This is a genomic window from Staphylococcus sp. HMSC13A10, assembly GCF_001808005.1.
GTDB classification, from domain to species: Bacteria; Bacillota; Bacilli; order Staphylococcales; family Staphylococcaceae; genus Staphylococcus; species Staphylococcus pasteuri.
Map to the genome: position 1 here is coordinate 48,274 of NZ_KV791829.1, position 26,259 is coordinate 74,532.

Sequence of the window (26,259 nt, forward strand, 5' to 3'; positions counted from 1 at the left end):
ATGAGGTGGACAGTATGAAAAGAACTGATAAGTATAAAGATTCTTATCGATATGATGATCAATATCAAAATCATCGCAGACAAAGTGAAGAACGAGATTATAGAAACCAAAGTCAATATAATGATCGACGTGAATATAATGAAAACGAATGTGAACAAAATCCTGAACGCTATTATAACGGTAGAGACTATAGAAGAGAACAAGAGCTACAGGAAGAAAACCAAAAAACACGTAAATCTAAAAAATGGTTAATAGCCATTATCGTTATCCTATTAATTATTGTAGCTATCTTCGTAACCAGAGCCGTATTAAATCATAATAATGATAAAGTTAGTAATGATCCTGACGTATCACAAAACTATAAAAAAGAAGTCGAAAGTCAAAATGATGATATTAATAATAAAGTTGACTCAGCTAAAAATGACATTAAACAAAATAAAGATAGCCAATCACAAATTAACCAATTACAACAAGACATCAATAATTTAAAACAAAAAGAAGAAACAAACGCAGATTCTAAACTGACTAAATTTTATCAAGATCAAATTGATAAACTGAAAAATGCTAACACAGCCCAACAAAATAACGAAAATCAAAGTAAAGTAAACAGTATGTTACAAGATATTAATACTAAATTTGATAGCATTAAATCTAAAATTGAAGAATTAATTAATGGCTCTAGCTCAAACGGTCAATAAATATAATGTAGTAATAATTTAAAATCAACATAAACAGGCTTGTATTTCCTAATTTTTATAGGTATATACAAGCCTGTTAGTTATTAGTTTTATATTGACTGTAAGCATTAAAAGCAAAATTTACCCTTTATACATAATATTGATGCCATAAAAAATGAAATAACTACATACAAATATGTGTAAAACATATATAATTTGTTCTATAAATTCTTAAAAAGGAGAACGCTTATGCAAAATTCAAGTGCCAAGCACTTTCCATTCATATTAATTATCATTTTTGGGGTGATGACGACTTTTGGTCCCTTATCTATTGATATGTATTCACCATCATTGCCAAACGTTCAACATGACTTTGGCTCAACAACTTCAGAAATTCAATTAACTACATCGTTTGCGATGATCGGCTTAGCACTTGGCCAATTCTTCTTTGGCCCGTTATCCGATGCTTTTGGTCGCAAGAAAGTCGCATTAACCATTTTAGTTATATATTTACTTGCATCTTTAATTGCTGTTTTTACAACTAATCTATATTTCTTTTTATTCTTAAGATTAATTCAAGGATTAATGGCAGGCGGTTCTATAGTTATAGCTAAAGCTTCAGTTGGAGATAAATTTAGTGGTGACGAGATGGCTAAAATGTTAACTTCACTTATGGTAGTTAACGGAATTATTACAATTATAGCACCACTACTTGGCGGTTTTGCTTTAACGATATCTACTTGGAGAAGTATCTTTATCATCTTAACTATTATTACACTTATCGTCATTATTGGTGTATTTATGAAGATGCCACCATCAAATAAAGCCGAACAGACTACATCAAACTATTCACGAATATTTAAAGACTTTGGTGCATTATTAAAAAAACCATCTTTTGTTATTCCAATGTTGTTACAAGGTTTAACTTATGTCATGTTATTTAGTTATGCATCTGCATCACCATTTATTGCACAAAAAGTTTATAATTTAACCCCTCAACAATTTAGTATTATTTTAGCCGTTAACGGTATAGGGTTAATTTTAGTAAGTCAAGTCGTAGCATTATTAGTAGAAAAATTAAGCCGATATACTTTACTTATTTACTTAACTGTCATTCAAATTATAGGTGTAATATTGATTATTATTACATTATCTATGCACTTACCTATTTGGTTACTTATCATAGCATTTTTCTTAAATATAAGCCCTGTAACGTCTATTGGACCTTTAGGTTTTGCATTAGCTATGGAAGAAAGAACTGGAGGTAGCGGTAATGCCTCAAGTTTATTAGGATTATTCCAATTTATTCTTGGTGGTGTTATTTCTCCTTTAGTTGGACTAAATGGCGAATTTGATCCGACACCATATTTAGTTATTATTTCAATCACAGCAATCTTGTTAGTGTTATTACAATTCATTTATTTCAAACTCAATCCAACAAAATACCGTTCTTAAACTAAAAACGCAAATGTAAGGCGTTAGTCAGATTTAATATCTGTTCTATGCCAATCACTTGCGTTTTTTTATTATTTATTTTGCTCTATTGGTAACCAAAGTTCAGTTACATAGTTATCGTCTTGAGTATCACCATTAGGATACAATTCGAAAAATGGCTCCTGTTTTAATTGAATATGTTCCTTAGGCAATAACTCATTATGAATGTGACGCATCGCATGTCTAATAGAATAAGGAACTTTACCTACTGCATTAACAACAAGATAGTCATTATCCTCCAACTGGTACGTTTCTAATCCATCATTAGGTGTTTTGTCACTAGGAACACCAATCATATAATTCATTTTTCCATCTTGCTGTGGTATACATAGACCAACTAAGCCTTCAAATGATTCATCACTTTTCTCTGACAATCTGCGATCTAAACCTATTGTTGTCACATCTTACCAAAAGTCTGGGATATTACTTTGTGCATGTCCCCCACTCTTAAATTGGCGTTTTACACCAATAAGATTAATAGCTTCCATACTTTTTATTTGATAATTCATTTTTGACTCCCCTTAAAAAATTCTGCTTTCTACTATTTATAACCTTTCTGATTCTGAAATAACATTAAAACGAATATTTCCAAACAAATAATTATCCAAAATATAAAGACTCAGTATATAATATTGAATACTATATAAACGTATAACAGCTTAAGGAGATTACCTATGAACAAAACAATTCTACCTGTTAAACCCATTAGCCAATTGTTTCCTATCCCTATGGTCATGGGATGTGAAGGCGTATCAGCTTCAATGATGTTTCAATATAATCAACAGCCTATTAAAGTAACTGACATAATGAAAAATTGGCCAACACACCCTAATAATCCTTATAAAGGTTATGTAGGCAATCATTTGCTAGTTAAATTTGGCTACCATCAAACCATTTTTCCAGAGGCTTTTGTCCCATTTTTACAAAAATATAATTCAAATGTCATTAACGGTACAGGTGCAAGTTTAGCTGAATTGGAAAAAATTATTGACCAACGACAACCAGTAGTCATGTACCATACGAGTTTAGGCGCTAAGCCAATGCGTCGTAGTTTTAAATTTGATGGTTATAAAATTCGACTTGTATCAAATATTCATGTCACACTTCTTATTGGCTATGATAAAGAAAATTATTACTACATCGATCCACTTTGGAGTCATATCAGTAAAGGAATTGTATTCCCTGCTATTATTCCAAATAGTAAACAAATCATTAAAATCAAAAAATCAAAAATGGAACGAAGTTTTAATGCGCCAGGTCGTATGTGTCTATATATTAAACCTAACAACTAAATCTCCTTAATTCATACCGTCATCATATTTTCATATAAATAGATTGACGTTTTTTTAAATGATAAAGTCAACCAATGTATGATTTATTTCCTGAGAAATATCATCTGTACGCCATTGACGCGGATAACCTAAACAAGGACAAATATAATTTATGTTGTTTTCAATTAAATTTTTTCTAAAGTGAACATGCCCCATGATACTGTACTGAATATTATTTTGTTGATAAATATGGTTAAAATCACTTGTTCCAATATATGCATTAAAGAAATCAAAAATGCGATGAGGCGTTGGAACGACAAAGGCTGGATGTGTAACGATATGGGTAACTAAAATAACTTGTCGATGACCTGTTGCTGCTATATCCTTTTCAACTTGATTAGCAGCTTGTAATGAACGCTCTCTATCATCTAGATTACAATCTATTCTTATTTTATCTTGCCATGTTGCACCATAATGTTTTCCCTTTTGTAATTTTTCCTTTGAAAATTTTGTATCGGCAAAGGAATAATCGTACCATCCTATGTGACCAACAATTGCCCAATTTTCATTAATCATATAAGGGCGCTCGATTAAACAATCTTCTTGTTGTTTAAATATTTCAAAAATCTCTTTAGAACTTTTGTCTATACTATCCGACCATAAATCATGATTACCTGGTACAAATAACACAGGTATTTCAAGTTTATTTTTCAAATCTTTAATAAATTGGATAGATTGACGATAATCATTTGAAATATCACCTGCAATAATAAGCAATTCGATTTCTCTCTTCATTATTACATCTACTAATGTTTCAAAATAATATTGTGAATTTAGTCTTGGGTTTCGATCAATATGTAAATCAGAAATAGCCCCTATTTTCATTTTAGATTCCTTCTTCATATATTTTTCATTGCTATTCATTATTACACATCCCTGTTTATATTTAAAATAACAATGTTTGGAACTTAATTTCACAAATCATTTCAAAAATGATCGACTTATCATTATAATAGTTATGTTTTCCGTAATTAATAACTAATGGTACTACCCCTGATTTACAGAATAATGTGATTTTTCAAAAAATATAAGTAATAATTATCATACAAAGCTTAATAAATGTATTTACTTATATTTTAAAAATTAATTGCTTTATTCCAAATAGTTCTATAGTATTAATTTTAAGAAAACGCTCTCATAAATTGTTTATTTTGCTTTCCTGAGGAGGAAAATTATGGCAAGACAACTACATAGAGAGTTGAATAATAGACATATCCAATTAATTGCAATTGGGGGAGCAATTGGTACTGGACTATTCTTAGGTTCTGGACAAACCATTGCATTGACCGGACCTTCACTATTATTCACATATATGATTATTGGAATGATACTTTTTGCATTTATGCGTGCTTTAGGGGAATTATTATTAAGTGGTACACACTTTAATTCTTTTGTAGATATAGCTAATGAATATATAGGTCCTTTTGGTGGTTTCGTCATTGGTTGGACCTACTGGATTTGTTGGATCGTTTCAAGTATGTCTGACTTAACAGCAATGGGGCAATATTTTGCATTTTGGTATCCACAAGTACCCCATTGGTTAACCGTGTTATTCATTGTTTTAATCTTGATTTCATTTAATTTATTAGGTGCTAGATTATTTGGTGAACTAGAATTTTGGTTCTCTATTATCAAAGTTGTAACTATTGTAGCCATGGTAATTGTAGGTTTAGTATTAATCTTCTTTTCTTTCAAGACACACTACGGGCATGCGTCTTTTACTAACCTAGTTAAACATGGTGGTATGTTCCCGCATGGTATATTTGGGTTCTTAATGTCATTCCAAATTGCTGTCTATTCATTTATTGGTATTGAGTTGATTGGGGTTACAGCTGGGGAAACTAAAGATCCTCAAAAAACGATTCCAAAAGCTATCAATAATGTACCTATTCGAATTTTACTATTCTATATTGGCGGTCTACTTGTCATTATGTCTGTCATTCCATGGAATGGTATTGATCCAGATAGCAGTCCATTCGTGAAGTTATTTACATTGATTGGTATCCCGTTTGCTGCCGGTATTGTTAACTTTGTAGTTTTAACTGCAGCAGCTTCTGCAACGAATAGTGGTATTTATTCAAATAGCCGTATTCTATTTGGTTTATCTAAACAAGGCTTAGGACCGAAAGTGCTAAGTAAAACAAATTCAAATGGTGTTCCATATTTATCTATGTTTGTATCATCATTTACTTTATTAGTTGCAGCATTACTTAACTTCATCTTTCCAGATGCCATTCAATTATTTATATATGTCACTACACTATCAACAGTATTATTCTTAGTAGTATGGGCAATGATTATTGTTTCTTATATTATTTACGTTAAAAAGAATCCTCAAGAACATAAAAATAATAAATTTAAATTGTTCGGTGGACAAGCAACTGCCTATGTCGTATTAGCATTCTTTGCATTCGTATTTATATTATTATTCTTTAGTGATGATACTAGAGCGGCTATTTTTATTTCACCATTCTGGTTTATCTTCTTATACTTTTATTATAAAAAGTACAAAAATAATGCTAAAGAATTAGCTGAGAAGCAAAAATTAGCTGATAAAGAACATACTGAAAACCTATAATCTTAACAATGATAAAGAGTTAGCAAAGTTTATTTTGCTAACTCTATTTTTTTATAACTTTGAAATTTACAAATTTTAAATGGTCTATTTCATGTTAAAATAATACTTATTATTGATATAAGGAGATTAAGATGGAATTACTTGAAGCATTTTTAATATTTATATTTGCTGTTATATTAAGTGCAATAATTAATAATCGTTTTCCTAAAATTCCCACAGCGTTTATTCAGATTGCACTAGGTGTAGCCATTTTCACCTTGCCTATTCCTATTCATTTTGACTTTGATTCTGAAGTGTTTATGATGGCTGTCATTGCACCATTATTATTTGTAGAAGGTACTCATATCAAAAGATCAAAATTAATGGAATATAGAACACCTATCATATTGATGGCAATGGCATTAGTATTCACAACAGTTATCGGTGTCGGTTATTTTATACATTGGATTTGGCCCGAGTTACCAATGCCAGCCGCATTTGCAATTGCAGCAATACTTTGTCCAACTGATGCTGTAGCCGTATCTGCTATAACTAAAGGGAAGATTTTACCTAAGGGATCAATATCTATTTTAGAAGGAGAATCTTTACTTAACGATGCTGCTGGTATCATTTCTTTTAAAATTGCTGTTACTGCCCTTGTTACTGGTATGTTCTCAGCAGTCAGTGCAATTGAACAATTTATAGTATCAACTGTTATAGGAATATTAGTTGGTGTCATTCTTGGTATATTAGTAGTGCAGTTACGTGTCTTTTTAACTGCAAATAAAGGGTTTAAAGATAATAATACTCTCACTTTTATTCAGTTACTTACACCATTTGTTATATATTTTATTGCCGAAGAATTACATGCATCTGGTATCATTGCGGTTGTGTTTGCCGGCTTAGTACACGGTTTAGAACGTGATAGATTACTTCGTGCTCAAACAGAATTACAAATTAACTACTCTCAAATTTGGAATACGCTAAGCTATGCATTAAACGGCTTTGTATTTGTCGTTTTAGGATTTATAGTACCTGAAGTGGTTATAGAAATTATCAAAGTTGAACCTGATAATCTTAAATTTTTAATCGGTATTATCTTGCTTATTTCATTAGCTATTTATAGTTTCCGTTTTATATGGGTCTTCTTATGGTATAAAGATTTTTATTATCCTAAAAATATACAACGTTATATTGAAGATGAGGAATTAGGAGAAGAAAAGCCACCAAATCGAATACTTTATTCATTTATCATGACTATGTGTGGCATTCATGGGACGATTTCTGTATCAATGGCTTTAACCTTACCTACAATGATGAGTCATCATCAAAATTTTGCGTATAGAAATGATTTATTATTTATCGCATCATTAATGGTTTTAATTAGCCTTATACTAGCTCAAGTCGTCTTACCTCTCATAACAAAATCAGAAAGTAAAGATACTAAAGAACTTCATAGATTAACTAAAATAGCAGAAGAAGAAGAAACAGCAACCTTAGAACGTCTTATTAATAAAGGGAAAATTACATCTCAAGAATTATCTAATTACAGAAATATTGTGGAGTTGAGTAAATCCTATAAAGAAGCATCGTTTATCACAAAATTCTCACGTTTCTTTAACATGATTTATTTAAGATTCAAAGCCAGAAAGAATTATAGAAAACACGCTGCACATAGCCTTTCATCAGAAGTGCAAAATAAAAATAAAGATAAAGTTAACACAACTCATCAAGAGAAAATATCAGTTGCACAAAATAATGAAAGACACAAACCTTCAAGAGATCAAATTGAAGAAAGACGTACTGAGATGTTGAAATCATATAAAAATGAATTAAAAAGCGTACAAAAAATTATGCGTGTGGTGAATCATCAAATAACACATAGATTACACAAAGAACAAAACAGTTCAAATGTGCTTGAAACATCACTTGTTGTGAACCAATATTATAATTTGATACGTACATTACGTAAAAGACAAAGTACCACTCAAAGTAGAAATAATAATGCAATAACTAATTTTTCTTCAGAAACACAATTATCTTTACGTTTACACGCAATTTATACTGAAAGAAAATTTTTAGATGAATTAATTAAACAACAAAAAGTCATATCAGAAATAGCTAAACAACTAAGAGAAAATATTAACTACAATGAAATTATTATTGCTGAAGAATCATAAATAAAAAAACCACAATGACTGTTTATTCACTTATCTGAATATCAGTCATTGTGGTTTTTTAATTATTTTTTAAGTTTAAATGGAATTGTACAGAGGATAACGTTTTTCTGATAAATCAAATGCATTTTTAAACGTAAGCTTGTTTGGTTGTGTAATAGATGATGCCATGGTTTCTTAGGTATAAATTCTGGTACAACAACCGTAATTAAATAGTTTTGATTTTCTGCTTTACGGTGAATTTTATCGATAAATCTAGAAATCGGTCGTATTATACTTCTGTATTCCGAATGTAATATAATAAGTCGTACATCTGGATAGTGTTGTTTCCATTTTTCTTGAAATGCTTTTTCATCCTCATCACCAAATGATACATGCACTGCAATCACATCATTATTAGCTAACATTTGAGCGTAATAAATAGATTTGTCTACTACAGTCGTAATACTCATAATAGGCACAATGGCTAAACTTCGATCTACAACTGGTACATCGTATACATCTTTATCTGACCGCAATTGTTCAGCGACATTACGATAATGCATTTTAATTCTTACAAAGATTGATACAAAGAATGGTAAGAACAATAATATTGGCCAAACATGTGTAAATTTAGTAATTAAAAATATCATAAATACAACAAATGTAATTGTTCCACCTAGTGTATTGACTGCTAGTTTCGCTTGCCAACCTTTTGGTCTCTCTCTAAACCATTTTAATACCATACCAAATTGTGCCAGTGTAAATGGAATAAATACACCTACTGCATACAATGGAATTAGATTTTCAGTTTTACCTTTGAATAGAATAATTAATATAATGGCAAAAATTCCTAATACTAAAATTGAGTTAGAATAACCTAATCGGTCGCCTCTAACTGTAAACATTCTAGGCATATACTTGTCTTTTGACATAGACGCAGCTAACATTGGAAATGCAGTAAAACCTGTATTAGCAGCCAATACTAAAATCATTACAGTTGTTGCTTGTACAAAATAAAAGGCCCCATTATCACCAAAAATTTGTGACGCTAATTGTGAAAGTACTGTCGTTTCAGTTTGTGGCATAACACCATAAACATAAGCTAATCCTACGATACCAACTAAAAGGAATGCTAAAATACTTCCCATTGTTACTAATGTTTTGACAGCGTTTTTAGCAGCTGGATCTTTAAAATTTGTAACAGCATTTGAAATAGCCTCTACCCCTGTTAAAGAAGAAGCCCCTGAAGAAAATGCTTTTAATAGTAAAAAGAGTGTTACGCCATGTACTGATGTTCCAATTGATGATTGCATATGTGGTTGTATATCACCATTAGCAACACGCCATGTTCCTATCACTATTAACACAACTAATCCTATGATAAATAGATAAACTGGGTAAGATAATAAAGTCGCTGATTCAGTTAACCCTCTTAAATTCAATATCAAAATAAATAAAACTAGTAGACAAGCTATTAATACCTTATGATGATATAAACCTGGAAATGCAGCTAAAAATGCATCGGCTCCAGAAGAAATACTTACAGCTACGGTTAAAATATAGTCAACCAGTAACGACCCTCCAGCAAGGAGTCCCCACTTCTCGCCTAAATTGGTTTTAGACACCATATATGCGCCGCCACCTTTAGGGTATGCATATATAATTTGTCTATACGATAATATAAGTGCTGCTAATAAAATCAATACGCCAGCAGCAATCGGTAATGTATACCATGAAGCGACTGCTCCAACGACCGATAACGTAATTAGTATTTGCTCAGGCCCGTATGCAACAGAAGATAAGGCATCTGATGATAATATCGCTAGTGCTTTGAATTTAGTAATCTTTTCATTTTTTAAGTCCCTATTCTTTTTGGGACGCCCAATTAAAAGTTTTTTAAATTGATTAAACATAACTCCAATACCTCTTTGTATGTTGATGGATAAACTATACTCCCATCGTAATCAATTGTATAGATTCTTCCTTAAGATTTTTAAGGTTTATATACCATTTAATTGTTGTATTACACTTTTTATTGATGTGTATTTTAATGATTTATCATTTTTATTGCAAGTACTTTAACTCGCTAAAATATTTCTAAACCTGCTATAATAAATTACACTTAATAAAACTTTATGCAATATAATTTAAAAAGGGAACTCTAACTATGAAAAAAAGGCCATTTATTATCACTCTCATATTTACGATAGTCATACTTATCATCGTTATTATTACGAAACATTTTTTAGCTTATAATAAAAGTGAAACATTACTAACGAAATCGTCGCAAAACTTTATTGATACAATTGTACACTCAGACATGAAAGCTGGAGATATTCCAGGTGTTTCAATTTTAATAGTCAAAGATAATAAAGTCTTTTTAAATAAAGGATTTGGCTATGCAAACGTTGAAAAGAAAATAAAAGCAAAACCAACAACTAAATATGAAATTGCTTCCAATACAAAAGCTTTTACAGGGTATGCCATATTAGATTTAGCACATAAAGGAAAGCTTCATCTCAACGATAAGGTATCCAAGTATATACCTGGATTCTATATGACATATAATGATAAAAAATATGATATCACTATCAAGCAACTTCTGGGGCAAAAGAGCGGCATTCCTTCGAATATTACTAGCGAGGATCAAACCGAGCAATATGGTGATTCAATCAACAATTTAGTTAACAGTATTAAAGGAAAAGAATTAAATCATAAACCAGGAGATACATTTGAATATTCAAATATGAATTACGATGTATTAGGGTTAGTTATACAAAATGTTTCTAAGGAATCTTATCAAAACTATATTAAAGAGAATATTTTAAAGCCGCTTCATATGAAACAAACATCATTTAAAACGACAAACACAAAGCATAAAAATGAAACAGTTGGCTATGAACAAGCCAGTGGCGTTATTAAACAAAGTGCTCCATCGTTCAATATTGGGGATACACCTTCAGCTTATTTAATGTCTAACACTAGAGATTTAGAACATTGGGTTAAAATGCAATTATCACCTTCTAACAAAACAAAACGTATTGTTAATCAATCACATCAAACTATCAATGAATCAATAGGTGAAGATAATGCAAATGGTTATGCTGCAGGTTGGTTTACCAATTCAAATAATAATTATGTATATCATATTGGGACACTAGATAACTATTCCTCAATTATATTACTCAATCCTAAGAAGTCGTACGGTATCGTGATTTTAGCAAATTTGAAATCTACCAAAGTCTCACAACTAGCAGATCACTTAAATGCACAAGTCATGAACCATAAACATTATACGACTATTGAAACTAAGATAGAACAAGCGTACGACATAAATATTGTTATTACTATTTTATCGGCAGTAGTTATTTTAATTAGCTTATATTTTATTTTTAAACGTTTATTTGCTATCAAAAATGGCTTATATAAAGTTCAAAGAAGTAAAGCTTCTCTCTATGCCTTTATAGCATTAATGTTGGTATTCGTATTAATCAGTGTAGCTATTTATTTAATTCCTTATTTTGTATTAGGAAATAATAGTTGGTCATTTGTGATGACTTGGTTACCTTCCCACGCTAAATATGCACTATTTAGCTTTTACAGTTGTGTTATCTCAATAACTATTTTACTTATTATTATTATCTTAAGTAAAAATTCCTATAACTAAGTGACACACTTACGTTCAAATAGTTAACAGTTACGAATAATTTGATAAAATGCCTTCTTATTTCTGTTATATTAAACATAAAATATTTATGTTATTTCAAAAAGCTCATATCTTTACACGAAAGCTATATTTTATAAAGAGGAAGTCAGTTATGGCCAAACGTATATCAATATTATTAGTTGTAGTTTTATTTTTAACAGGTTGTGATTATTCAAAATCTGACAATCGTACTGGTGTTTTTTATAATACATTCGTCCAACCTATGGATAAATTATTGCATTTATTAGGTAGATTATTTAACGACAACTATGGATTAGCTATCATAACAATAGTACTCATTGTACGTTTTATTCTATTACCATTTATGCTTATTCAAGTTAAAAATATGCATATCATGCGAGAAAAAACAAAAGTAGTTCAACCACAAATAGATAAAATTAGAGAAAAAATTAAAAATGCATCTTCTCAAGAAGAGCGTAATGCAGCTAATCAATTATTAATGAAAAAGTATAAACAATATGGCATTAATCCATTTAAAAATGTTGTTGGTTGTTTACCAATCGTGATACAAATTCCTATATTAATGGGACTATATATGAGTTTGAAATATCCAAGTAGTGATGGTATTACTAAATATCCTCATTTTTTATGGTTTAATTTAACAGAACCTAATATTGTAATGACTTTGATTGCTGCTTTAATGTATTTTATTCAGCCATTAGTGAATTCAATTCATTATCCTAAAAAAGAACGCAAAACCTATTATGTCATGATGGTGTTATTTCCTATATTTATTACATATGCATCTTTAACATCTGCATCTGCTTTAGGCCTATATTGGTCTATAAGTGCTGCATTTTTAATTATTCAAATGCATTTTGCACATCGTCATTATTCAAAAGTAGGACAATTAGAAGCTGAACAACTTAGAAAGTCATTAAACACTAAAAATGATAGTCATTAAATAACTAATCAAAAAATAAAAGCGACTTAATGTCACCTATATAAAAGGTAACGTTAAGTCGCTTATTTTAAATGACTATTTGATAGGATTCATACCATCTTTCCAAGTTGAATAAATTAATTTACCACCTTGGGCTTTGAATTTATCATTTGTGATACCACGTTCAAATGGTTGTGCAGGTTGAATATCAATTTCAGGATCAACATTTAATTGTTGTTTATACCATTCCGCAAAGTCAGAACCTTTAACTGGTTCATCATCGGCAACGTTATAAATACCATTATCAAAGTTTAACGCTTGAATTGATGTTTCAACTGCATCATCAAGATGAACAAATGAAGTAACGCCATCTGATAATGTTACTTTGCATCGATAAATTGATTATAAATCATACCGTCTTTTCCATACCAAGTACCTGGTCCGTATAACCAACCAAATCTTAATACGACATATTCGTCCATGCGAGATGTTTCTTCTTCAAGACCAACAACACCATCAACAGTAACTTTTCGATCACCTGTGGAATCTAAATCTAATGGTGTTTCTTCAGTGGCAAGACCTTCACCTGCTTCATATACGAAACCTATACTTTGTGCAATGACTTTTTTCACATCATATTTTTGAGCAGCATCGATTAAATTTTTTGATCCTTCAACACGTACTTTAGTATTGGCAGACATATCAACATTTTTTAAATCTGTTATTTGATTGATAATGATTTCTGGACGGAAATCTGCAATAGCACTATCAATTGTATCGTATTTTAGAATATCTCCAATATATGCTTTTACATTAGATGATTCTAATTTTTGTTACCATTTTCAGATGTAGTAAACCCAGCTACATCATGTCCTTCTTCGATTAATCTTTTAGTTAATCTTGTTCCGATTAAACCTGTCGCTCCAGTTACAAAAATTTTATTCATAATCTCACCTTTTCTTTATTTGTCTATTGGGGGATATTTTTACTTGTTAGATGAGTGTACAAAATCTATCGTATTCATCCAAATAATATGCCCAAGTAATTCTGATAATCTTTCTTCTTTAGGTAAATCTTCTACTTTTGGTGTTAATGATAATTTAGGTAGTAAGTATTCATGGAATGCTATATTAACTATTATTCCAAAAATAGAACCATTTAAAGCTTTCACTTGTGGACACTTCTCAGCAACTAATGCGTAGCTCATTGCATTTACAATAGAGAAGCCATAATGCACACCCATAATTGTTAAAGGTATGTCATTTCCATTGTAGTGATAAGTGGCATTTTTAATATTTTCGGGTAAGCCAAGTTGATTCAACAATGTCATTGGTGGCGGTTCTTCATCACGTTCTGGTGTTCTAGGTGGCATTAATGCTTCCCAGCCCATTTTGACAGCTCCACCTAAGAAACCACCAACAATACCAGTTATTAACACATTTTTATATGAAATATTCATATATGCATCTCCTTAATTCAACATTTTATTTTATTTACCCTATCATGTTATTTTAAGTCATTCATCATTAATTATTTCAATAATTGATATATTTACTATTGATTCAAATCCTAAAAAATAAGCTTATAAGCAGAAATTTCTATTCGCTTATAAGCTTAATATATACTTCGTCTATTGTGCGTCTAATTTATTTTCTTTAGCATGAATAAGATTAGCAACAAATTGATTTACTGGTGCATCAATCCCGTTCTCAACACCTAATTTAGCTACAGCACCATTAATATAATCTATTTCTGTTTTGCGATGATTATTAATTAAATCTTGATACATGGATGGGTAATGAGGACCAACTTTGTCATTGATATCGAGTAGATATTCGAATATTTCATCTAGATTTAAATGGACATTATCAATAGTTGCCACATGAACAATTTCCTGGGTAATTTTATAAATAAGATTTTTCGCATCGTTACTTTCATTTAATGTACCCATATTACATTCTAAAATAGTACATAATGCATTCGCTGTTCCATTGACACAAATTTTCTTCCAAATAGACTGATGCAAATCTTCACTTAACACACCATTTAAACCAGCTTGATTTAATATTTCAACAACGGTTTGAGCGTTATCCATCCCTTCTGGCACAAGTCCACCTACTTCAACTGGGCCACTTCCTAACAAGTGGGTACAACCTGGACTTTCTATTCCTGCTGTCCAAGTCGTTACACCTCTTACAATTTGCGACGTTTCAATATATTGTTCAATTAAACGTTCATGTTTCAAACCATTCATTGTACAAACAACAATGGACGTTTCACTTAAATGTGGTTTGATATAATCTAGGACATCTTTTAATTGCATAGATTTTGGAAATAAAAATACTATATCATAAACATCATTATTAGGTATGTCTTCATGACTATACATTGGTATGTCTAAATGACAACGTTCTCCATTTATATCAATATGCAAGCCATTGGTTTGAATCGCTTTAACATGAGTCATCCAACTATCAATTAATGTCACATCAAAACCTTGTTGAAATAGTTTAGCACCAAATCCACATCCTAAAGCACCTGAACCTGCAATAGCAATCTTCATTCAAATCCCTCATTCCATGATAAAGTTAAATTTAAAATACTATTTAATTGGTATAACGTCAACGTAAATAGTATAATCTTCATAATTTTCTAACATTAATGAGTATAAATAAAGATCGAGACATGCTTTTATTGTCTCGACCTTAATAATAACGTTGATTCTATTCTTATAAATTTGTTTGTTTCTTAGGTACTAATAATAAAATGGCGAAGAATGCAATTAGTGCGATGACCGCATTTAAGACAACGCCCATAAAGCCACCTAATGCCATATTCATTTGCGATGCAAAAGCACCATATATTGTTCCTGAAATAGCTACGCCAAATGCATTACCTAAAGAAGAAGCCATTTTATAAACACCTGAAGCAACACCCACTTTATCATCAGGAGCTTGTGCAACAGCTGTATCAGTTGATGGTGTCGCATAAATACCAAGTCCTGTACCAAATAATAAATAACCGATAACACTTGAAGTAATGTACCAAGGTTCTGGTAAGAAAGTTAAAGATAGTAAAACTAATCCAATAGCAGTTATACCACTTCCCATTAATAATGGTCGTTTAGGTCCTAATGCTTGAAGAATCTTCTCACCTACACGAATCATAATTAATACAGCAATTAAATATGTAAGTGAAATCATACCAGTTTGTGATTCATTAAAATGAAGTTGTTGCTGATAATAAGTATTGACTACGATTAACGTACCACCTGCAACACCATTCAACATAAAGTTAGAAACAGTTGCACCACTATATCCTTTATTAGCAAATAAACTAAAGTCTACTAAAGGATATTTAATTTTATTTTCATACATAATAAAGCCTATCAGTGAAACAAAAAATACAACGATTAAACTAATAATAATTGGAGAAAATAATCCTAATTTAGAAGATTGCGTAATAATAACATTAATACTTAACATACAAACGATTAGTATCATCAAGCCAACTATATCGAATTTCTTTGTCTCGCCATTTTTAGTAATAATTGGTTCTGCTTTTGTTTCAGGTGTATGTTTAATTAAATACATAGACAACAATGTTAAAACAATTGATACGATGAAAATGGTTCTCCAACCAAAATGTGTAGACATTAAGCCGCCAAATAGGGTACAAATACCACTACCACCCCATGATCCAATTGACCAATAACTTAATGCTCTTTGTCGTGCAGTTCCAATATAATATTCATTAATGATGGCTAATGTAGCAGGCATAATACATGCTGCTGATAACCCTTGGAATATTCTACCTGCAATTAAAAAAGGTACTAACGGGGTAATAATGATTAATAAAGATCCAATGATATTTAATATTAATCCTATGTATGTCACTTTTACGCGACCAAACTTATCTGCAAAGTCGCCAGCACCTACAATGAATAGTCCTGACATTAAAGCTGTTAAACTAACAGCAATATTAATTGTGCCAATATCACTTTTAAACGATGTTTGTAACGGTACCACTAAATTCACTAGTGATTGAGCGAATAACCAGAAAGTAATTACCCCTAAAATAATACCTAGAAGAAGTCTATTGTCTCCTTCAAACTCCTTTGAAGTTTTGTTCATAAAATATTAATTCCTCCTACAAAACACTTTCCAAATTTTACTTACTCATTTTAAATCGATTTATGTTAATGTTTTAAATTAAAAAACAACTACTTTCCCTTTTCTATTTCTCTATTTGCTTGATTATTTTTAAATCGATTTTATTAGTTTTTTACTATACCCTTTAATTTCTTTTAATATTTAGAATATTTGTATATATGAATACATATTTTACACCAATTACTTTTATTTTTCCATTACATCTTGAAGTATATATTTTTTAGTATTATCTTTAAAATAGGTAAGCGCTTACTATATAATAATAAAAGAATTTGTCGAAACTTACTAAAAAATAAAAGGATAAATTTTTTGAAATTTGTCACGAAAATGACGAATTCAATATACAAATTAATATGAATTATATTGTATAATTGCTGGTGAATTACTTCACAAAAGATTCGTTTGAACTTTACAATTGATTTTTTTATTTTTTAAAACTAAATAACTTTAACTTTTAGTTTACGTTTTAAATTAGTAAGTGAATCCTATTTTTGACAAATCCAAACGTTCTTACCAACTCATTATATACAAATAGAACAGGAGGAATGTATGTTATGGCTAACTCATCTTCTACAAAAGAAAGAGTTCAACATACATCTGGAAGAGTGTACAATTTCTTCCAACAAGCTTTAACAATTGCAGTTATTTTGTTTATCTCTAAGATTATTGAAGCATTCATGCCTATCCCAATGCCCGCTTCAGTAATAGGTTTAGTTTTATTATTTATCGCTTTATGTACTGGAATTGTTAAATTAGAACAAGTCGAAACAGTAGGAACTACTTTAACTAATAATATTAGTTTTTTATTCGTTCCAGCCGGCGTTTCAGTAATCAATTCATTACCTGTATTAAGTCAAAGTCCGATATTGATTATTTTATTAATCATATTATCTACAATCTTTTTATTAATTTGTACTGGTTTCGCTTCTCAATTATTAGTGACAAAATCATTGTTCCCTAGTAAAGAGAAAAATGAAGAAACTAGTCGTATAGGAGGTTAATCATGTTAGAACATTTAGGTATTAATACTCCATATTTTGGTATTTTAGTTTCCCTTATTCCATTTGTAATTGCAACGTATTTTTATAAAAAAACGAATGGATTTTTCTTACTTGCACCTTTATTCGTTAGTATGGTTGTAGGTATTGCATTCTTAAAATTAACAGGAATTAGTTATGCAAACTATAAAATAGGTGGAGATATTATTAATTTCTTCTTAGAACCAGCTACGATTAGTTTTGCAATTCCTTTATATAAAAAACGTGACGTATTAAAAAAATATTGGTTACAAATATTTGGTGGTATTGCTTTAGGTACTATCGTTGCACTTATTTTAATCTATCTAGTTGCAACTTTATTCCAATTCAGTAATCAAATTGTTGCTTCAATGTTACCTCAAGCTGCAACAACAGCAATCGCTTTACCTGTATCAGAAGGTATCGGTGGTATGAAAGAACTTACATCATTAGCAGTTATTTTAAATGCTGTAGTTATTTCTGCATTAGGTACTAAAATTGTAAGATGGTTCAAAATTTCAAACCCAATTGCACGTGGTCTTGCTTTAGGTACTAGTGGTCACACATTAGGTGTAGCTGCTGCTAAAGAATTGGGAGAAACAGAAGAATCTATGGGTAGTATTGCAGTTGTTATTGTAGGTGTTATTGTAGTAGCAATCGTACCTATTTTAGCGCCAATATTATTATAGGTTAAACGTAGTAAGTTAAAATTAATAGAACAAGGTCAGGGCTATGAAAGTAGTCCTGACCTTGTTTTATATTTATTTAATTTGTTGTGGTTGGTGTTCAAATTTCTTTTTGTTTTTACGTGTTGGATCTAATCGTTTTTCTAAGAAACGTAATCCCAAATCAATTAAAATAGCAATTAAAGCAATTGGTATCGCTCCTGCTAAAATAAAAGTTGTACCGTCTGTTGAGTTAGTTCCACGAATGATAATATCACCAAGTGTTGGTGCACCAATGAATGATCCAATAGCAACAATTCCGATTGCAACTACTAGAGCAATACGAATACCACCGATAATTACTGATAAAGATAATGGTAACTCAATCATTCGTAATACTTGGTTTCTAGTCATTCCCATACCTTTACCCGCATCTTTAATATTTTCATCTACATCTACAATGCCTGTATAAGTATTTTTAATAATTGGTAGTAGCGAATATAAGAATACTGTTACAACAACAGTTGTTGGACCTAATCCCATAGCTAACATCAAAATCGCAAGCATTGCTATGGCTGGTACAGTCTGAATAATATTAGCGATTGTTATTATAGGCCACGCTAGTTTCTTATATCGAGCTATGACAATGCCTAATGGAATCCCTATAATACAAGCAAATAGTACACCGTAAACAGACATTAATAAATGTTTAAAGAATAATTCCATAAGGTAGCCAAAGTTCAATGAATAATATTCAATAATAGATTGGAATAAATTACCTTTCATAATTATTGACCACCTTTCTTACTATTTTTGTCATCATCAAAATAGTTATGTTTTTTCAAGTATTCTTCTGCAATAATTGCAGGTTCTTTCCCTTTACCGTCAGCTTCATAATTTAACTTTTGCATTTCTTTAGTTGAAACTTTGCCTTCTAACTTTTTCAAGGCTGTATCAATTTTTGGATTATCTTTAATTACTTTTTCTGTAGCCAATGGACTACCATCATATGGTGGGAAGAATTTACGATCATCTTTTAAAATTTTCAAATCGTAAGCTGCAATACGTCCATCAGTAGAATATCCCACAGCTACATCCAGTTTTTTATTTTTTAGCGCATCATATACTAAACCTATTTGCATTGGTCGTGCACTTGCAAATTTAAATCCGTAATCTTTAACGAAGGCCGGATATCCATCTCCTGCTCTATTCATCCATTGTGTATCCATACCTAATTTTAAGTCGTTTTTATGTTTTTCTAAGTCTGAAACTTTTTCTAAATGGTATTTTTTAGCTGTTTCTTTTGTCACCATAAATGCGTACGTATTCGCAAATCCTAATGAATTATAATATTTTTGATCATATTTTTTCTTAAATAGCTTTTGTGATTCAGACATTGCTTTTTTAGGATCTTTTGTTGGTTTTGCATCTAACACACTAGTTAATTCTGTACCTGTGTATCTTACAGCTGACATATTAACGTCCCCGCGTTGCAATGCGTTATGTTGAATAATACTTGATCCCAAGTTCCCAATGATTGTCGGCTTAATTTTACCTTTAGTTTCATGTTCAATCATTAGTTTTTCCATATTTGCAATAATCTTTGTTTCACTTGTTTCAGTAGTCGTGATTTTAACATCATTTTTTGAATTGCCGTCACCTAAACCTGGTAAACTACATCCAGATAATACTAAGAGGGACAAGGCAATAAGAATCACTGTATATTTAATATGTTTCTTCATATTGTTACATCCTCCCTTTTCTTATCTAGATACTTTTAATCCTTTAGGTACCGCCCATTTTTCAACTAATGACAATAGCATGTCGACAATTAATGCTAACAATGTAACTAATATCGCAGCACTAATAATCATAGGTGGTTGATATAAATTTAAACCGTTGAACACTAAGTCTCCTAGTCCTCCAGCACCAACATAACTCGCTAAAGTAGCCCAGCTAATGACATAGACACTTGAAAGTCTAATGCCGCTAATAATTAATGGTAAAGCTAGAGGCAATTGGACATCTTTCATTAATTGTAATTGTGTCATCCCCATACTTTGTCCAGCTTGTATAACATTTTTGTCTATATTTTTGACACCTAAAACTGTATTATTCAATATCGGTAATAATACATAAATAAATAATGCAACGATGGCAGGTGTCTTACCAACCCCGAAAATAGGTATCATAATGGCCAATACAGCTAAAGTCGGTATCGTTTGAAGTACGCCAGCTATCGTTAATACAACGTTAGCAGTTTTAGTCGTTTTAGATAATAAGATGCCTACAGGAACAGCTACGACGATTGCAATTAATAAAGCAATGATAGAAATATAGAAATGTTCAATCGTCTTTGATACGAGCTGGCTTCCATATTCATTCAAAAATGCTTTCATTATCGTTCATCTCCTGCTTCATCCTTATTCATCTCGTTTATAGAAGATGTATTCACATGTTGATGAGTGTCATCTTGATTGTGAAGATTATTTAAAGATTCATTACCATTTGAAATGTCTGTCTCATTTGACTCTACAGATTCTGACATTTCAGTATCACTGTCCCCCCAAATGGAGTCATATACGATATCAACTAAGTTTGCACGTGTAATAAGACCTATTAATTGATTGTCATCATCAATCACAGGTATGTTTCTCACATTACGTTTTAAAATAGTTCTAACTGAATCCTGTAATTTGGAATCAATATGTACTTTATAAATATCACGTTGCATTGTATCAATCAGTTCTTTTTTAGCTCTTAAACCTTGATTAATATCTTCTATATCTAAGAATCCAAGTAGTTTGTCATGGCTATTCACAACAAATATGGTATCTACACGTCTCTCACGCATGATATTAACTGCATCATTCAATGAATCATCTGCATGAACTGTAACAGGTTTAATCATGGCACCTTCAACTGTTTTCATATTTGGTCTATCTTGGATCAATCTGTTTTGACCAATAAAGTCTTTAACGAAATCATTTGCTGGGTTTCTTAAAATATTATCTGGCGTATCAAATTGCACAACTTTACCTTGTGACATGATGCAAATTTTATCAGCAAGTTTAATTGCTTCATCCATGTCATGTGTAACGAAAATAAATGTTTTACCTAATTTTCGTTGTAATTCTTTAACTAAATCTTGTAACGTATCTCGAGTAATCGGATCAAGCGCACCAAAAGGTTCATCCATTAAAATGATGTCTTGTTCAGCAGCGAGTGCTCTCACTACGCCAATACGTTGTTGTTGTCCACCAGATAATTCGGCTGGATAGCGATCTAAATATTCAACTGGTAAATCAACAAGTTGAATTAACTCTTTCGCTTTTGCATCTTTCTTTTCTTTAGACCACTTTAATAATTTAGGTACTAATACAATATTTTCTCTAATTGTCATATGCGGCATTAAACCAATTTGTTGAATAACATAACCGATACTTCTTCTTAATTCCACGGGATTCATATGACGAACATCTTTGCCATTCATCTGGATTTCTCCATCAGTAGCCTCAATCATTCGGTTAATCATTCTTAATGCAGTTGTCTTACCACTACCACTCGTCCCAATAAATGCGATAAACTCTCCTGATTCAATATCAAGTGATAAATTATCAACTGCCTTTTTATTCCCAGAGTAAATCTTGGTTAAATTCTTAATACTTAACATGATTATTTTCCCCTTCCATTAAGTAAAAAATGGCGAATATCACTATACAATTTAAAAGACCAGCAGAACAGTTGTTAACTAATAAATAATATTGGTTGAACAAGCGTACGATGGTCTTTACCTTCAATGTTTAATTTTAAAAAGATGTCATTATGTTACTACTATGTGTATAACATTGGCTTTAGGTTTTCTATGTATGCATATTCGACAACGATATAAATATATACCCTATATAATTTTAACAAACATATTGCATTTTTACAAAATTCATTTGTTTAAACTTAACAAATTTATAAAAATATTCATAATTTTAATTTGAATTACAAAACGATAAACATTATATTTCCAGGCTTTAATTATGAATTATGAAAGTTATTTTAATACTTTATGACAATAAATTGAAAAGTATTTTTATGTTACACATTTAGGTTTATCCATCTCTAATTTGTGATATATTTCACATACAAAATAATTAAAAAGAAGAGTTTAATATGAGCAATGAAAGTAAAGTAGCAGTTGTAACTGGTGGCGCACAAGGTATTGGTTATCAAATTGCTAAACGTTTATTCTCAGATGGTTTTAAATTGGCTATTGTAGATTTCAATGGAGAAGGTGCAAATCAAGCAGCACATGCTCTATCACAAGATGATTCAAAAGTAATCGCAATCAAAGCTGATGTTTCAAATCGAGACGATGTATTCAATGCGATGAATCAAACAGTAGAACACTTTGGAGACTTACACGTACTAGTAAGTAATGCAGGTTAAGGTCCTATGACACCTATTGATTCTATTACCCCTGAAGACTTTGACAAAGTATATGGTGTCAATGTGAAAGGTGTACTATGGGGTATTCAAGCAGCACATGCTCAATTTAAACAGTTAGGTCATGGTGGTAAAATTATTAACGCCACATCACAAGCTGGCGTTGAAGGAAATGCAGGTTTTTCACTTTATAGTAGTAGTAAATTTGCAGTGAGAGGTTTAACACAAGTTGCTGCGCGTGATTTGGCAAATGAATCTATCACAGTAAATGCGTATGCGCCAGGTATTGTCCATACACCAATGATGGAAGGCATAGCTAAAAAAACAGCTGAAGAAGCTGGCCAACCTGAATCTTGGGGATGGAAACAATTTACTGATCAAATTGCTTTAGGAAAACTATCCCAACCAGAAGATGTATCCAATGTTGTTAGCTTTTTAGCTGGTAAAGATTCAGACTATATTACTGGCCAAACAATCATCGTTGATGGTGGCATGAGATTCCATTAATAATCATTGGCATTGTTTAAACTCTTACTATATAAAAAGACTAAGCGAAGTTAGCAGTATATGATTACTGTTAGCTTCGCTTAGTTATTACTTATCATGCATACCTTTACCTTCAAGGATATGATTAATATATTTATCCACACGCTTTTGTCTAGTATCTGCGCGTTTTGCTTCTCCGATATGATGTAAATATTGTCGTTGTCTCCCAGGTGTTAATTGTTTAAATGCTTCTTTTAACTCTGGCATTTTATCAAATTGTTGTTGTAGTTCATCTGGAACTTCATAGTCCTCTGTTTTCTTTAATTTTACTTCTTTACCTGCTTTTTCAATGTCTATCGCTTGTTTCACATAATCAATAATTTCTTCTTTTCGTGATTGAATATCTTCTAATTTTTCAAATCGTAACTGTCTTGCAGATTGTACGTTTTTCGTTTGTTGAATTAGCGTGTTGTAACTGTCTTCTATTAATGCACCTTTGAAAAACATAACCGCAACATATTCTTTAAACCCGTGTATTAAAACAACGTTTTTATTATTAATTGTGTAACAAGGGTGCATCCATTTCATTGTTTCTTCTAAATCATCAAAATTTACAATGGTCTCTCTTAAATAATTGAATTCATCTTTCCATTGACTATCCTTTTTTAAAAATGCTTCCACATCAGCATTGATATTTTTTTGACTACTCATTTGTTTGCCCTACTTTCTACTTTTTCCAGTGATTTATTCACTATTATATACCAAAATATTTAAAACACTATTTTTATACATTTATACAAAAATTACAATATATGCATTTGACTAATATTTTAACTAGCGTATAATAATGGCGTAGTATTTTCAGAATATAAAAGAATGAGGAGTCAATATGGCAAATAAAAATGAAACAGAATCGAATAACAGCAAGATTAATCTGCCCCAATTAGTGTTACTCGGACTAGGATCATTAATTGGTTCAGGTTGGTTATTCGGTGCATGGGAAGCATCTTCTGTTGCAGGCCCAGCAGCTATCATTTCTTGGATTATTGGATTCGTAGTTATAGGAACAATTGCTTATAACTACATAGAAATCGGAACTATGTTCCCACAATCGGGTGGTATGAGTAACTATGCTCAATATACACATGGTTCATTACTTGGTTTCATAGCCGCTTGGGCAAACTGGGTATCACTTGTAACGATTATCCCTATTGAAGCAGTATCTGCTGTTCAATATATGAGTTCTTGGCCTTGGGATTGGGCTAAGCCAATGAGTGCCTTAATGAAAGACGGTTCGATAAGTACTTCTGGTTTATTCGCCGTTTATGCTATCATTATCATCTTTTCATTATTAAACTATTGGTCAGTAAAATTACTAACGTCATTTACAAGCTTAATTTCATTCTTTAAATTAGGTGTGCCATTATTAACAATTATCATGTTAATGGTATCTGGATTTGACACTGGTAACTATGGTCATTCCGTAGGTACATTCATGCCATACGGAAGTGCACCAATATTTGCTGCGACTACAATGTCTGGTATTATCTTCTCATTTAATGCATTCCAAACAATCATTAATATGGGATCAGAAATCAAGAGTCCTGAAAAAAATATCGCACGTGGTATTGCAATTTCATTAACTATTAGTGCTGTACTATATGTTATTTTACAAAGTACATTTATCACTTCAATGCCACAATCAATGATTCATGAACATGGTTGGAGCGGTATTAATTTTAACTCTCCATTCGCTGATATGGCTATTTTATTAGGATTAAATTGGTTAGCTATTTTACTTTATATTGAAGCTGTAGTATCACCATTTGGTACTGGTGTATCATTTGTTGCTGTAACTGGTCGTGTGTTACGTGCAATGGAAAAAAATGGTCACATTCCTAAATTCTTAGGAAAAATGAATGAAAAATATAAAATCCCACGTGTTGCAATTGTCTTTAATGCTATTATCAGTATGGTAATGGTGACATTATTCCGCGATTGGGGTACACTAGCAGCCGTTATTTCAACTGCAACATTAGTTGCTTATTTAACAGGTCCAACAACAGTTATCGCATTACGTAAAATGGGACCTAAGATGACGCGTCCATTCAGAGCTAGAATTTTAAAATTCATGGCACCACTGTCATTCGTACTTGCTTCATTAGCTATTTATTGGGCTATGTGGCCAACGACTGCAGAAGTTATTTTAATCATTATTTTAGGTTTACCAATTTATTTCTTCTATGAATATAAAATGAATTGGAAAAACACTAAAAAACAAATCGGCGGAAGTTTATGGATTATCATTTACCTAATTGTACTTTCTTTCCTATCATTTATCGGTAGTAAAGAGTTCAAAGGTTTAAACTGGATTCATTATCCATGGGATTTCTTAGTTATCATTATTGTTGCCCTTATTTTCTATCAATTAGGTGCAATTAGTTCATTCGAAAGTGTTTATTTCAGACGCGCTAAGAAAATGAACAGCAATATGGGTGATAAACTTAAGAAACGTAAACGTCGTGAAAGACGCGAAAAAATCGCCGAAAAACGTCAAGAACAACAAGAAGAGCAAGAACAAAATAAATAATATATTGAAAACTGCTAATGACTAAAAATAGTCATTAGCAGTTTTTTTGTATGTAGTTAGAAGTT

General features: G+C 31.2%; 21 protein-coding genes and 2 pseudogenes. 11 read left to right on the forward strand and 12 right to left on the reverse strand.

Translation table 11 applies throughout. The features are described 5' to 3' along the window. The first annotated feature begins 14 nt into the window (after positions 1 to 14). Complete coding sequence (locus HMPREF3125_RS01655; RefSeq protein ID WP_070451522.1) at positions 15 to 698, forward strand: hypothetical protein; 684 nt, start codon at positions 15 to 17, stop codon at positions 696 to 698. 228 nt (positions 699 to 926) lie between these two features. Continuing rightward, positions 927 to 2,132: a putative multidrug effflux MFS transporter TcaB gene (locus HMPREF3125_RS01660; protein ID WP_070451524.1), complete on the forward strand. Its 1,206-nt coding sequence runs from the start codon at positions 927 to 929 to the stop codon at positions 2,130 to 2,132. Positions 2,133 to 2,203: 71 nt separating this feature from the next. Here HMPREF3125_RS01660 and HMPREF3125_RS01665 read toward each other — a convergent pair whose 3' ends face one another. Continuing rightward, positions 2,204 to 2,545 (reverse strand): GyrI-like domain-containing protein, encoded by a 342-nt coding sequence (locus HMPREF3125_RS01665; RefSeq protein WP_256278044.1) that lies wholly within the window; start codon positions 2,543 to 2,545, stop codon positions 2,204 to 2,206. A gap of 300 nt (positions 2,546 to 2,845) precedes the next feature. Between HMPREF3125_RS01665 and HMPREF3125_RS01670 the strand changes: the two genes are divergently transcribed. Further along, positions 2,846 to 3,463 carry a C39 family peptidase gene (locus HMPREF3125_RS01670; RefSeq protein ID WP_070451526.1) on the forward strand — a complete coding sequence of 206 codons (618 nt, stop codon included), beginning with the start codon at positions 2,846 to 2,848 and terminating at the stop codon, positions 3,461 to 3,463. A 54-nt stretch (positions 3,464 to 3,517) separates the two neighbouring features. Here HMPREF3125_RS01670 and HMPREF3125_RS01675 read toward each other — a convergent pair whose 3' ends face one another. Beyond that, positions 3,518 to 4,327: a metallophosphoesterase gene (locus HMPREF3125_RS01675; protein ID WP_070451573.1), complete on the reverse strand. Its 810-nt coding sequence runs from the start codon at positions 4,325 to 4,327 to the stop codon at positions 3,518 to 3,520. 349 nt (positions 4,328 to 4,676) lie between these two features. Between HMPREF3125_RS01675 and HMPREF3125_RS01680 the strand changes: the two genes are divergently transcribed. Then, entirely contained in the window at positions 4,677 to 6,080 is a 1,404-nt protein-coding gene (locus HMPREF3125_RS01680; RefSeq protein ID WP_070451528.1) for an amino acid permease, read from the forward strand. 131 nt (positions 6,081 to 6,211) lie between these two features. After that, complete coding sequence (locus HMPREF3125_RS01685) at positions 6,212 to 8,239, forward strand: cation:proton antiporter (RefSeq protein WP_070451530.1); 2,028 nt, start codon at positions 6,212 to 6,214, stop codon at positions 8,237 to 8,239. Between the two features lie 62 nt (positions 8,240 to 8,301). Here HMPREF3125_RS01685 and HMPREF3125_RS01690 read toward each other — a convergent pair whose 3' ends face one another. Further along, on the reverse strand, positions 8,302 to 10,131 hold the full coding sequence (locus tag HMPREF3125_RS01690) for an APC family permease (RefSeq protein WP_070451531.1): 1,830 nt from the start codon (positions 10,129 to 10,131) through the stop codon (positions 8,302 to 8,304). A gap of 254 nt (positions 10,132 to 10,385) precedes the next feature. Here HMPREF3125_RS01690 and HMPREF3125_RS01695 point away from each other — a divergent pair, with 254 nt between their 5' ends. Both HMPREF3125_RS01695 and yidC read left to right on the forward strand, forming a co-directional pair. After that, a complete protein-coding gene (locus HMPREF3125_RS01695) occupies positions 10,386 to 11,885 on the forward strand; it encodes a serine hydrolase domain-containing protein (protein WP_070451533.1) in 1,500 nt (499 codons plus the stop codon). 151 nt (positions 11,886 to 12,036) lie between these two features. Further along, a complete protein-coding gene (yidC, locus tag HMPREF3125_RS01700; protein WP_070451535.1) occupies positions 12,037 to 12,849 on the forward strand; it encodes a membrane protein insertase YidC in 813 nt (270 codons plus the stop codon). A 75-nt stretch (positions 12,850 to 12,924) separates the two neighbouring features. On the opposite strand, the pseudogene HMPREF3125_RS01705 reads toward yidC, so the two are convergent. The 4 genes and pseudogenes from HMPREF3125_RS01705 to HMPREF3125_RS01720 all read right to left on the reverse strand — a co-directional run bounded on the left by HMPREF3125_RS01705 (position 12,925) and on the right by HMPREF3125_RS01720 (position 16,961). Further along, positions 12,925 to 13,774: pseudogene (locus HMPREF3125_RS01705) on the reverse strand (NAD-dependent epimerase/dehydratase family protein). A 39-nt stretch (positions 13,775 to 13,813) separates the two neighbouring features. Continuing rightward, entirely contained in the window at positions 13,814 to 14,287 is a 474-nt protein-coding gene (locus tag HMPREF3125_RS01710; RefSeq protein WP_070451537.1) for a DUF1440 domain-containing protein, read from the reverse strand. Between the two features lie 171 nt (positions 14,288 to 14,458). Further along, positions 14,459 to 15,391, reverse strand: a complete 933-nt coding sequence (locus tag HMPREF3125_RS01715; RefSeq protein WP_070451539.1) for a 2-dehydropantoate 2-reductase — start codon at positions 15,389 to 15,391, stop codon at positions 14,459 to 14,461. A gap of 166 nt (positions 15,392 to 15,557) precedes the next feature. Continuing rightward, positions 15,558 to 16,961 (reverse strand): MFS transporter, encoded by a 1,404-nt coding sequence (locus tag HMPREF3125_RS01720; protein ID WP_070451541.1) that lies wholly within the window; start codon positions 16,959 to 16,961, stop codon positions 15,558 to 15,560. A gap of 593 nt (positions 16,962 to 17,554) precedes the next feature. Here HMPREF3125_RS01720 and lrgA point away from each other — a divergent pair. After that, positions 17,555 to 18,001: an antiholin-like murein hydrolase modulator LrgA gene (lrgA, locus tag HMPREF3125_RS01725; RefSeq protein ID WP_017637574.1), complete on the forward strand. Its 447-nt coding sequence runs from the start codon at positions 17,555 to 17,557 to the stop codon at positions 17,999 to 18,001. 2 nt (positions 18,002 to 18,003) lie between these two features. Continuing rightward, complete coding sequence (gene lrgB, locus HMPREF3125_RS01730) at positions 18,004 to 18,705, forward strand: antiholin-like protein LrgB (RefSeq protein ID WP_070451543.1); 702 nt, start codon at positions 18,004 to 18,006, stop codon at positions 18,703 to 18,705. Positions 18,706 to 18,777: 72 nt separating this feature from the next. Here lrgB and HMPREF3125_RS01735 read toward each other — a convergent pair whose 3' ends face one another. The 4 genes from HMPREF3125_RS01735 to HMPREF3125_RS01750 are packed head-to-tail and all read right to left on the reverse strand — an operon-like array spanning position 18,778 to position 22,354. Further along, a complete protein-coding gene (locus tag HMPREF3125_RS01735) occupies positions 18,778 to 19,467 on the reverse strand; it encodes an ABC transporter permease (protein ID WP_017637572.1) in 690 nt (229 codons plus the stop codon). Positions 19,468 to 19,469: 2 nt separating this feature from the next. Then, a complete protein-coding gene (locus HMPREF3125_RS01740; protein ID WP_070451545.1) occupies positions 19,470 to 20,423 on the reverse strand; it encodes an osmoprotectant ABC transporter substrate-binding protein in 954 nt (317 codons plus the stop codon). A 21-nt stretch (positions 20,424 to 20,444) separates the two neighbouring features. Beyond that, entirely contained in the window at positions 20,445 to 21,080 is a 636-nt protein-coding gene (locus HMPREF3125_RS01745; protein WP_070451547.1) for an ABC transporter permease, read from the reverse strand. Then, on the reverse strand, positions 21,080 to 22,354 hold the full coding sequence (locus HMPREF3125_RS01750) for a betaine/proline/choline family ABC transporter ATP-binding protein (protein WP_070451549.1): 1,275 nt from the start codon (positions 22,352 to 22,354) through the stop codon (positions 21,080 to 21,082). The genes HMPREF3125_RS01745 and HMPREF3125_RS01750 overlap by 1 nt, the downstream gene beginning before the upstream one ends. A gap of 491 nt (positions 22,355 to 22,845) precedes the next feature. Here HMPREF3125_RS01750 and HMPREF3125_RS01755 point away from each other — a divergent pair. Beyond that, positions 22,846 to 23,625, forward strand: a pseudogene (locus tag HMPREF3125_RS01755) ((S)-acetoin forming diacetyl reductase). 87 nt (positions 23,626 to 23,712) lie between these two features. On the opposite strand, the gene HMPREF3125_RS01760 reads toward HMPREF3125_RS01755, so the two are convergent. Further along, entirely contained in the window at positions 23,713 to 24,315 is a 603-nt protein-coding gene (locus HMPREF3125_RS01760; protein ID WP_017637567.1) for a YdeI/OmpD-associated family protein, read from the reverse strand. Between the two features lie 178 nt (positions 24,316 to 24,493). Between HMPREF3125_RS01760 and HMPREF3125_RS01765 the strand changes: the two genes are divergently transcribed. Continuing rightward, the gene (locus HMPREF3125_RS01765) at positions 24,494 to 26,194 is read left to right on the forward strand and encodes an APC family permease (protein ID WP_017637566.1); all 1,701 of its coding nucleotides are present in this window, start codon (positions 24,494 to 24,496) and stop codon (positions 26,192 to 26,194) included. The last annotated feature ends 65 nt before the right edge of the window (positions 26,195 to 26,259 follow it).

Coding starts and splice junctions, on each gene's coding strand:
- HMPREF3125_RS01655 (WP_070451522.1), top strand. CDS start 15: ATGAAAAGAACTGATAAGTATAAAGATTCTTATCGATATGATGATCAA.
- HMPREF3125_RS01660 (WP_070451524.1), top strand. CDS start 927: ATGCAAAATTCAAGTGCCAAGCACTTTCCATTCATATTAATTATCATT.
- HMPREF3125_RS01670 (WP_070451526.1), top strand. CDS start 2,846: ATGAACAAAACAATTCTACCTGTTAAACCCATTAGCCAATTGTTTCCT.
- HMPREF3125_RS01675 (WP_070451573.1), bottom strand. CDS start 4,327: ATGAAAATAGGGGCTATTTCTGATTTACATATTGATCGAAACCCAAGA.
- HMPREF3125_RS01680 (WP_070451528.1), top strand. CDS start 4,677: ATGGCAAGACAACTACATAGAGAGTTGAATAATAGACATATCCAATTA.
- HMPREF3125_RS01685 (WP_070451530.1), top strand. CDS start 6,212: ATGGAATTACTTGAAGCATTTTTAATATTTATATTTGCTGTTATATTA.
- HMPREF3125_RS01690 (WP_070451531.1), bottom strand. CDS start 10,131: ATGTTTAATCAATTTAAAAAACTTTTAATTGGGCGTCCCAAAAAGAAT.
- HMPREF3125_RS01695 (WP_070451533.1), top strand. CDS start 10,386: ATGAAAAAAAGGCCATTTATTATCACTCTCATATTTACGATAGTCATA.
- yidC (WP_070451535.1), top strand. CDS start 12,037: ATGGCCAAACGTATATCAATATTATTAGTTGTAGTTTTATTTTTAACA.
- HMPREF3125_RS01710 (WP_070451537.1), bottom strand. CDS start 14,287: ATGAATATTTCATATAAAAATGTGTTAATAACTGGTATTGTTGGTGGT.
- HMPREF3125_RS01715 (WP_070451539.1), bottom strand. CDS start 15,391: ATGAAGATTGCTATTGCAGGTTCAGGTGCTTTAGGATGTGGATTTGGT.
- HMPREF3125_RS01720 (WP_070451541.1), bottom strand. CDS start 16,961: ATGAACAAAACTTCAAAGGAGTTTGAAGGAGACAATAGACTTCTTCTA.
- lrgA (WP_017637574.1), top strand. CDS start 17,555: ATGGCTAACTCATCTTCTACAAAAGAAAGAGTTCAACATACATCTGGA.
- lrgB (WP_070451543.1), top strand. CDS start 18,004: ATGTTAGAACATTTAGGTATTAATACTCCATATTTTGGTATTTTAGTT.
- HMPREF3125_RS01735 (WP_017637572.1), bottom strand. CDS start 19,467: ATGAAAGGTAATTTATTCCAATCTATTATTGAATATTATTCATTGAAC.
- HMPREF3125_RS01740 (WP_070451545.1), bottom strand. CDS start 20,423: ATGAAGAAACATATTAAATATACAGTGATTCTTATTGCCTTGTCCCTC.
- HMPREF3125_RS01745 (WP_070451547.1), bottom strand. CDS start 21,080: ATGAAAGCATTTTTGAATGAATATGGAAGCCAGCTCGTATCAAAGACG.
- HMPREF3125_RS01750 (WP_070451549.1), bottom strand. CDS start 22,354: ATGTTAAGTATTAAGAATTTAACCAAGATTTACTCTGGGAATAAAAAG.
- HMPREF3125_RS01760 (WP_017637567.1), bottom strand. CDS start 24,315: ATGAGTAGTCAAAAAAATATCAATGCTGATGTGGAAGCATTTTTAAAA.
- HMPREF3125_RS01765 (WP_017637566.1), top strand. CDS start 24,494: ATGGCAAATAAAAATGAAACAGAATCGAATAACAGCAAGATTAATCTG.